This is a genomic window from Collinsella sp. Sow4_D11 (assembly GCF_052116465.1).
Classification (GTDB): Bacteria; Actinomycetota; Coriobacteriia; order Coriobacteriales; family Coriobacteriaceae; genus Collinsella.
On record NZ_JBQKLA010000039.1, the window covers coordinates 1 to 6,817 of the forward strand.

The following is a 6,817-nucleotide window of genomic DNA, read 5'->3' on the forward strand; positions in this document are numbered from 1 at the left end:
TGTATTTTTCCGCTTTAGCCTTTGCGTTTTTTTCTTTTTCGTAAAATTCCTGTTTTGCCTGTTTGAAACTCTCTGCATCAGAAACTGCATTTTTTAATAGCTTGACAAAATATTCGATATTCCGCTCCAAGTCTTCTTGGAAGTCAATACTTTCTAATGTATCGTTGAAGGTTTCATCGCCTAATTCCATTGCTTGCAATTCTGCGTAAACTCCTTCTAGTTCGTATAATAGTGCCATGTTATAAATCCTCCGTATTTACATCAGCATAATGCTTTACTATTGTTTTGATTAAACTCAATTGACGCTCGCCCTTGTTTGAAATTTCTTCCGCATAACGGGAAATGTCATTTCCGTCTCGTTCTAACGATGTTTTCAGATGCTTCAAAATACGATCTAATTGCTCGTCTTTAACTCCAGCAAAAACCTTTTCTGTGTCACCGTCTTCGTCAGTTTCAATCTTATACGCTTTATTTGATTCAATATATTCATCAACCAACTTTATAGTGCTTCTTTCTGGACGAGAAACCCATTTGTTAGCTGTCTCAGCAATTTCTAAAATCATTGTTGCAAGCATTTTTGTTTCGTTTGACATTGTCATTTTCTTTTCCTCTTTTGTCTTTCTTTTTCGCTATTGGTAGCCCTTCGCTACATTGTCTTTCCATTCGTCATAGGCTCTGTCTTCGTCTTCTGGTTCTGGTAACGCATCTTTGTAGATGACAACCAATTGCTCAGATAAGCATTTAGGACAGTTTAGCTCGCAGTCGTCTTCGTTTGTCACTGTACTATATGATTGACATTCCTTGCATCGGATTGTGTATTTAATCATCAGCACCCTCCATTGCCTCTAACTCAGCAAAGAGTTCTGCTAACTTTGCTTGTCCTTCTGTAGTCTGTTCGGTCTTTACTGGCTCGGTTGACCAAGTTGGAACATTTGTTCGCTGAGGTTGTGTATTGTTTCCACTGTTAGAGTAGTTGACCTTTTGTTCGATTCGCTGTCGTTCTCGCTCTTCGACTTGGACAATAGTCTTAATGCCATTCTGTTTCCAATTGCGTAGGATAGCCAAGATATATTTGAAATTCCGTTTGCCGTTGTCAGCAGCTTCTGTAATTGCTCTGATAACAACATCAACATCCATACCATCTAAAGTGACATATTCGGTCAGTTGCTGAAACTGAAAACCATCTAATGGACCAATTCTTTGTTGATAATAATTTTGAATGCTTGTGCCGGTGGTGGTTTTTTTATCATCTACATCTAACTCTATATTTATATCTATATCTTTCTCTATTTCTTTCTCTATCTCTATCTCTATCTCTGGTGGAGATTTCTCCGTTCCTATGGTGGAGATTTCTCCAACTTGCTTTATTTTGTTATATCCTGCTCGTTTTCTATCAGCATCTTTGCTTGATTTTCCTACAAAATTTTTGATATTGGTCATATAGATTGCGCCGTTATCCAAAATCTCAATAAGTTGTAAGTCCTTAAATATATTTACAGCTTTCTCAACAGTTCCGACTTGATGCCTTGTAATAGTTGCCAACATATGCGAATTATACGGGATAAGGTTGTTAAACATGAGAATACCATCGTTTTTAAGGCTTCTTAGATATAATTTCAATAAGATATTGCTGTAAATATAGCCATCTGGCATACTTTCCAAAACGACAGCTTCATCACTTTCAAAGAAATCTTCCTTTAGTTTTAAGTAATAATATTTTCTATTGTCTGCCATTTATACCTCGTCTCCAATACTCTTCAAAATCAATGTTGCGTTGAATTCGTGCGGTTTCAAGTGTGGTTTCTGCCTGCTTCACATTCGCTCTCATACCAATTTCAAGTTCTTCCTTGGTCATAGCCATATATAACCCAAATGGTGCTGTCTTATGGCTGCCTACTGGATGTCCTTTCTTTTTGATGGCTTCTAGCACATTTTGCAAAGTGCGTCTACCTAGCTTTGTTCGTTCCTGCACTTTTTCAAATTTGATAGGGTTATCGAAGCGATACGGTAGGATAATGTTCAACACGTTTGCTTCAACAGTCGTCAGTTCCGTCATCTTCCAATATCCTTTCAATATCTTCTAAATGCTCTACATCCCCTGTCCGTTGAAATTTTTCAAGAGACAGGATGATTTGTTCTAGTTTCTCTTTGTCAGTCATCCAGCTTCTCCAATTCAAGTACTAGGTTTACATATGCTTCATAACTCTTACCAGATTTTTCGTTGTCTTTATAAGCCTTTTCAATCAATTCTTGACCTGTGCCAGAAAAACAGCCAACATTCCACATTTTGTTTGATTTTGTGTAAGTAAACCATCTAAAACTGGACCATGTGTTTTTAAAAACGATATAGTCGCTTGTCTTTGATACCCTAGCGTTGCCAGATACCTGAGCGTTGCCAGATACCCTAGCGTTGCCAGTTACCAAAGCGTTGCCAGATACCTGAGCGTTGCCAGTTACCCAAGCGTTGCCAGTTACCCAAGCGTCGCCATATACCCGAGCGTCGCCATATACCCAAGCGTTGCCAGATTGAGATAGGTTACCTTCCTTCTCGATATATCCGCCTTTTTCATCTACTTCTACACTTCCAAAAGCAACCTTGGATCTTATGCGGAATAGTTTCCTACCGAACGTTTCGATGGTGTCATCGAGCAATAATTCAAATTTTTTATTCATTTTCAATTCCTTTCATTACGCAAATTACACAATTTCTTTACACGGCCCTTTAGCCAACGTTGCCTGGGCCATTTTGGTAAATGTAGCCCGTTCCATGGCAATCCCTTTTTGCACCAGGAGCCAATCTTCTTGTTCTTTCAGCGCTTTCAAATCCCGCTCTTTTCGCTCACGCTCCAGTTTACGAATTTCAAAGATAGCATTTGATGCGCTAAGCATCACGATAAATCCAAGGACTGCTAGTCCACCGATAATTTCTGACATATTATGCTCCTTTCTATTCTTGTTCTGTGTCATTAGCTTTCTTTTTAAAGAAATATAACTCAATATCTTCGCCTGAGATAGATAACAATTCTATAGCTTTAGAAATTTCTGGTTGTTTCCAAATTGTTTTATTGTTCAACTTTTCGGAGATAGACTTAGTTGTTACACCCAAGGACTTTGCAAAGTTCTCTCTAGTGCTGAACTTCTCGACGATACGTCCTTTTAGTTTTGAATAATCGTAAACCATATTGGCTCCCTTCTTTATTTTATTGTTCATTTAATGAACTTTATACTCTTATTATACACTAATAAAAACAATAATGCAACACTTTTTATTATTTTTTTGATATTTTTTTGTTTCTTATCCTAAACTTTTCTTATTTCTACTATATAATATAACGTTTTAAAATTTATTTATAAAAACACTTGACATAGTCGCATGACTATGATATAATTAAACCATAAAGATAACAAAAGCCCGCAGGGCAGGAGGAAATTAAAATGAAATACGATAACATGGAAACTATACACGAGGCTTTTAATGAAATATACGAGTCAGCTGTTGAGGGTTACGATAGCAAAGAAAAATTTGATGAATATCTAGCAAAACACGGTTGTATCTCAGGTATGGTTGACGGATTGATCTATTTTTGGGAAACAACTGAATTATTTGATAACTTTGAGGATGAATGCAACGATTGGCTTGAGGAATTGACAGAAGAAACCGGGTTAAATCCTTTTGAATTATTCCACAATTGGGACGTTGCTATTAACTCAGAGTATAATAAAAACACTGTAATTTGGGCAATGTTTGAAGAATATGTCGCGACAATGGAAACAGAATAAGACTATACAGTTCAAGCCGTCAGCAGGCTTGCGAGGGTCTGCTAGTCATTAAAAAATAAAAACATTTTTTGGAGGAAAACAAAATGGAACAAACAAAAGAATTGCAAAAGGTTAGTGAAACTTTTAGGACAACAAAAGAAATGACTTTACACAAGAAACAAATGATTGAAGGTATATGCGAATTTTTTGGTGTCACTAGGCAAGAAATGAGGTTACAACTTGGTACAATTGTTTTACAAGGCAATTATAACGGACAATGGCAAAATATAACTAGTGTTATAATAGATTTTCCAATGTGGATTAAAAATAAAAATTGGACGGATTATCGCTTAAAAACTCATGTGGTTAAAATAAAATAGTCAAAAGGGCTTGGTATAATCAATAACTTACAACTAATTAAAGGCAATCAGAAAGGAATAAACAAAATGCAAAAAGAGATCAAAAAACGTAGAGGGTATGCAACACAAGCTCAACAGCGTGAAGCTGACAAACGCTACTATCACGCAAGCGAGGAAAACAGACAACGAAAACAGTACTTAAACGCTCGCAGCACTGCAAGAAATTTTATTGAGAAACGTGCCAAGTTTGAGGATTTGAAAGACTTGCAGGAACGTATCGAAAAAAAATTAAAATATTTTAAAGAAAACACTTGACATAGTCACATGACTATGATATAATTAAACCATAAAGATAACAAAAGCCCACAGGGCAGGAGGAAAACATCATGAAAGCAATTGAAATCTATCAAGAATTGATTAACAAAAAATACAATCAATGGGATATCATCGATATTCTTGAAACAGAATACCATAACCAAAATTTCAATTCAGAATTATTCGAAGATTATCCATTCTTTGGAAACATTGCAAAAAATGAAATCAACTATGGTATCGAAGGTGCGGAAGCATTCCAAAATGTTATCAATTACATCGAAAACATTGATTTTGAATTCAATCAAACAACAACTAAAGGATACTAAAAAACTCTTAACGTGTCTACTCGCCAAAGTTTTGCACGTTAACAGCTGAACCTGTTGAAGGCTGGGCTGTTTGCAAATTCGAAAATGGTTTATACCATTTTGTAGAAAAGGTTTAAAATTTAAGCAATTTGCACACAAAAAAAGCCCCAGCAATCGCTAGGGCTGATTTTTATTTATTGATACCGTCAATCAATTTCTTAACTGTCGCATCGTCCAAGCTAGACTTTTGAGCCTTGCCTTGGAATGAGTCGAAAGTTGCTGTACTTACCGCAATATTCTTGACTCCTGCTTCCCAAAAGGCGATTGGATCTTTCGCATCCAAGATTGGGAAGAATGTTCCCCCTTGGACTAGTCCGATACCGCGTCCTGGTGCTGAAATTGTAAACATATCATTTTCCTCTTCTTTCTTTTCTTCTTTTGGCTTTGGTTCGTCATATTTTAGCCTAAACCACCCTGTAACATATTGATAGTCAGATACATTGCGATGCATTTCTCGCACATATCCACCACCACCGATTTCTAATTGGTCATTTTGACCATTGCCATTTTCGTCTCGATATCCGTCCACGTTTTGCTCTAATGTATGTAAGACATTAGGATCCGCTTCAATTACGATACCAATATGTCCATAAGGGTCTGTACCCCAATCGTACACAATAGAATCGCCCGGCTGTGGATACTTGTCTGGATGGTCGTTGTAAACTACAATCAGACCTTGCTGCGCTGCCTTTGCTAGCGTATCCTTGGCATTGGTATAAGCAAGATTTTTCTTTCCGTTTGTAAAGTGCTGAACAATGTGGTCATTAAAGGCTACGCACTGGCCACCGTACGGATTTGTAGGCACAGTTACCTTTTTACCGACTAGGTTTTTGCTGTAATTAACAACATCCTGAGCAGTTGTCATACTATCACTCCTTCCGACCGATTAGTTTTTCAAGCGTAGTTGTCACGTTCTCAAAGATTGTGGTATCACCTTTGGCTTTTCCGTAGTTTTCGACCAAAGACTTAAATGTCAAGATAAGATAGCCAATGTAAATTGTATACAAAAAGGCCACGCCCGTCTGCTCAGGAAGCAAAACAGACATAGGAATTAGAATTGTGAGCAATACAATCCCTTGAATTTTCCGAAGTAGGCCGTTAATTCCAATCTTTGACTTGTATTCAATGCCTGGATTGATAACCGCAGCAAACGCGCCAGAGAAAAAGTCAATGATTTCCATGGTTACGATTAGTCCAAGCAAAAAGATGATGAGTCCATCTTCTGTTGCAATAACGGCTCGTAGTGATTCAAATATATTAAACTGCATCTATCCAACCTCCTCGCCAGTTTCTTTCGAACCAGCTGTCGCAAGTTCGACCATTTGACGTACTTTTTCACGGTACCGCAAAGGAACGTCATCAATTGTAATCCATCCAAAATCCACGATTTGCATTGTGTAGTAGTTAATAATAGCCATTTCGTTTTCTCCTTTTAACATTTTTATAAAATTACTCACTTTCAATAGTAGTTTTATCATCTTCTTTACCTGCCGCGATTGACATGATTGCTTCGTTGATAGTTTGAGACATCATTTTCATGAATTGCTCCATTTTTATGTATTGTTTGTTCATCCTATCGGTAGCTTCGTCCGCTTGTGCGATTTTTTCACCGAGCAAGTTAAATTTCTCGTTTTCTGCACGTTGTGGGAAGTTTTCTTGGTAGTGCTTTTCAAGAGCTAATTCAAACAATTCTTGATTTCCCAAAGCCGTTTGGTCACCGGGCAAAAGAATAGGAACATAGCTATTTTCTACGTTCCCAAGCGTCACGACAGTACCACGTAGACTGCCGTCTAGGTTGTAGTCTAATGACTTCCGTTGAAATTCTAATCTCATTTCTTTCCTCCTTTTAATATGCCCAAACTATCTGACCACAATAGCGTTGATTTGCTTCAGCTCCAATTATATGCAATCCACCGTCAGCATTAAGCTGAGCTTTTTTATCTTTTGTATTATTCACATACCAAGCACTAGCATCTAACATCAAGTCTTTAGATACATATTTCGTTGGCACAGTAATAA

16 protein-coding genes are annotated in these 6,817 nt (G+C 37.2%); 4 read left to right on the forward strand and 12 right to left on the reverse strand.

Going from position 1 to position 6,817, the window contains the following annotated elements:
• From ACTQ40_RS09950 to ACTQ40_RS09985, 8 genes are all read right to left on the reverse strand, one after another.
• The coding region (locus ACTQ40_RS09950) for a siphovirus Gp157 family protein (protein ID WP_441564040.1) at positions 1–238 on the reverse strand (238 nt) is incomplete at its 3' end.
• 1 nt (position 239) lies between these two features.
• Entirely contained in the window at positions 240–599 is a 360-nt protein-coding gene (locus ACTQ40_RS09955; RefSeq protein ID WP_441549846.1) for a hypothetical protein, read from the reverse strand.
• A 220-nt stretch (positions 600–819) separates the two neighbouring features.
• A complete protein-coding gene (locus ACTQ40_RS09960) occupies positions 820–1,734 on the reverse strand; it encodes a phage replisome organizer N-terminal domain-containing protein (RefSeq protein ID WP_441564042.1) in 915 nt (304 codons plus the stop codon).
• Positions 1,721–2,056 carry a hypothetical protein gene (locus tag ACTQ40_RS09965; RefSeq protein WP_441549848.1) on the reverse strand — a complete coding sequence of 112 codons (336 nt, stop codon included), beginning with the start codon at positions 2,054–2,056 and terminating at the stop codon, positions 1,721–1,723. The genes ACTQ40_RS09960 and ACTQ40_RS09965 overlap by 14 nt, the downstream gene beginning before the upstream one ends.
• The gene (locus ACTQ40_RS09970; RefSeq protein WP_441564044.1) at positions 2,034–2,159 is read right to left on the reverse strand and encodes a hypothetical protein; all 126 of its coding nucleotides are present in this window, start codon (positions 2,157–2,159) and stop codon (positions 2,034–2,036) included. The genes ACTQ40_RS09965 and ACTQ40_RS09970 overlap by 23 nt, the downstream gene beginning before the upstream one ends.
• Positions 2,152–2,673 (reverse strand): hypothetical protein, encoded by a 522-nt coding sequence (locus ACTQ40_RS09975; RefSeq protein WP_441564046.1) that lies wholly within the window; start codon positions 2,671–2,673, stop codon positions 2,152–2,154. The genes ACTQ40_RS09970 and ACTQ40_RS09975 overlap by 8 nt, the downstream gene beginning before the upstream one ends.
• A gap of 24 nt (positions 2,674–2,697) precedes the next feature.
• Positions 2,698–2,934 (reverse strand): hypothetical protein, encoded by a 237-nt coding sequence (locus ACTQ40_RS09980; protein ID WP_149969365.1) that lies wholly within the window; start codon positions 2,932–2,934, stop codon positions 2,698–2,700.
• 13 nt (positions 2,935–2,947) lie between these two features.
• Positions 2,948–3,181 carry a DUF739 family protein gene (locus tag ACTQ40_RS09985; RefSeq protein ID WP_441564048.1) on the reverse strand — a complete coding sequence of 78 codons (234 nt, stop codon included), beginning with the start codon at positions 3,179–3,181 and terminating at the stop codon, positions 2,948–2,950.
• Between the two features lie 254 nt (positions 3,182–3,435).
• Between ACTQ40_RS09985 and ACTQ40_RS09990 the strand changes: the two genes are divergently transcribed.
• From ACTQ40_RS09990 to ACTQ40_RS10005, 4 genes are all read left to right on the forward strand, one after another.
• On the forward strand, positions 3,436–3,780 hold the full coding sequence (locus ACTQ40_RS09990) for a DUF7222 domain-containing protein (protein ID WP_441549852.1): 345 nt from the start codon (positions 3,436–3,438) through the stop codon (positions 3,778–3,780).
• An 83-nt stretch (positions 3,781–3,863) separates the two neighbouring features.
• Positions 3,864–4,139: a hypothetical protein gene (locus tag ACTQ40_RS09995; RefSeq protein WP_441549853.1), complete on the forward strand. Its 276-nt coding sequence runs from the start codon at positions 3,864–3,866 to the stop codon at positions 4,137–4,139.
• Between the two features lie 66 nt (positions 4,140–4,205).
• On the forward strand, positions 4,206–4,433 hold the full coding sequence (locus tag ACTQ40_RS10000; RefSeq protein ID WP_441549854.1) for a hypothetical protein: 228 nt from the start codon (positions 4,206–4,208) through the stop codon (positions 4,431–4,433).
• A gap of 71 nt (positions 4,434–4,504) precedes the next feature.
• Entirely contained in the window at positions 4,505–4,759 is a 255-nt protein-coding gene (locus ACTQ40_RS10005; protein WP_441564050.1) for a hypothetical protein, read from the forward strand.
• Positions 4,760–4,928: 169 nt separating this feature from the next.
• On the opposite strand, the gene ACTQ40_RS10010 is transcribed toward ACTQ40_RS10005, so the two are convergent.
• The 4 genes from ACTQ40_RS10010 to ACTQ40_RS10025 are packed head-to-tail and all read right to left on the reverse strand — an operon-like array spanning position 4,929 to position 6,631.
• The gene (locus ACTQ40_RS10010; RefSeq protein WP_441564051.1) at positions 4,929–5,663 is read right to left on the reverse strand and encodes a CHAP domain-containing protein; all 735 of its coding nucleotides are present in this window, start codon (positions 5,661–5,663) and stop codon (positions 4,929–4,931) included.
• Between the two features lie 4 nt (positions 5,664–5,667).
• Positions 5,668–6,066: a phage holin family protein gene (locus ACTQ40_RS10015; RefSeq protein WP_441564053.1), complete on the reverse strand. Its 399-nt coding sequence runs from the start codon at positions 6,064–6,066 to the stop codon at positions 5,668–5,670.
• Positions 6,067–6,216, reverse strand: coding sequence for a hypothetical protein (locus tag ACTQ40_RS10020; RefSeq protein ID WP_441549858.1), 150 nt, complete (start codon positions 6,214–6,216; stop codon positions 6,067–6,069).
• Between the two features lie 31 nt (positions 6,217–6,247).
• A complete protein-coding gene (locus ACTQ40_RS10025) occupies positions 6,248–6,631 on the reverse strand; it encodes a DUF1366 domain-containing protein (protein WP_441549859.1) in 384 nt (127 codons plus the stop codon).
• Between the last annotated feature and the right edge of the window lie 186 nt (positions 6,632–6,817).

Coding starts and splice junctions, on each gene's coding strand:
- ACTQ40_RS10010 (WP_441564051.1), bottom strand. CDS start 5,663: ATGACAACTGCTCAGGATGTTGTTAATTACAGCAAAAACCTAGTCGGT.
- ACTQ40_RS09965 (WP_441549848.1), bottom strand. CDS start 2,056: ATGACGGAACTGACGACTGTTGAAGCAAACGTGTTGAACATTATCCTA.
- ACTQ40_RS09995 (WP_441549853.1), top strand. CDS start 3,864: ATGGAACAAACAAAAGAATTGCAAAAGGTTAGTGAAACTTTTAGGACA.
- ACTQ40_RS09975 (WP_441564046.1), bottom strand. CDS start 2,673: ATGAATAAAAAATTTGAATTATTGCTCGATGACACCATCGAAACGTTC.
- ACTQ40_RS09985 (WP_441564048.1), bottom strand. CDS start 3,181: ATGGTTTACGATTATTCAAAACTAAAAGGACGTATCGTCGAGAAGTTC.
- ACTQ40_RS09980 (WP_149969365.1), bottom strand. CDS start 2,934: ATGTCAGAAATTATCGGTGGACTAGCAGTCCTTGGATTTATCGTGATG.
- ACTQ40_RS09960 (WP_441564042.1), bottom strand. CDS start 1,734: ATGGCAGACAATAGAAAATATTATTACTTAAAACTAAAGGAAGATTTC.
- ACTQ40_RS10000 (WP_441549854.1), top strand. CDS start 4,206: ATGCAAAAAGAGATCAAAAAACGTAGAGGGTATGCAACACAAGCTCAA.
- ACTQ40_RS09990 (WP_441549852.1), top strand. CDS start 3,436: ATGAAATACGATAACATGGAAACTATACACGAGGCTTTTAATGAAATA.
- ACTQ40_RS09955 (WP_441549846.1), bottom strand. CDS start 599: ATGACAATGTCAAACGAAACAAAAATGCTTGCAACAATGATTTTAGAA.
- ACTQ40_RS10015 (WP_441564053.1), bottom strand. CDS start 6,066: ATGCAGTTTAATATATTTGAATCACTACGAGCCGTTATTGCAACAGAA.
- ACTQ40_RS09970 (WP_441564044.1), bottom strand. CDS start 2,159: ATGACTGACAAAGAGAAACTAGAACAAATCATCCTGTCTCTTGAAAAA.
- ACTQ40_RS10025 (WP_441549859.1), bottom strand. CDS start 6,631: ATGAGATTAGAATTTCAACGGAAGTCATTAGACTACAACCTAGACGGC.
- ACTQ40_RS10020 (WP_441549858.1), bottom strand. CDS start 6,216: ATGGCTATTATTAACTACTACACAATGCAAATCGTGGATTTTGGATGG.
- ACTQ40_RS10005 (WP_441564050.1), top strand. CDS start 4,505: ATGAAAGCAATTGAAATCTATCAAGAATTGATTAACAAAAAATACAAT.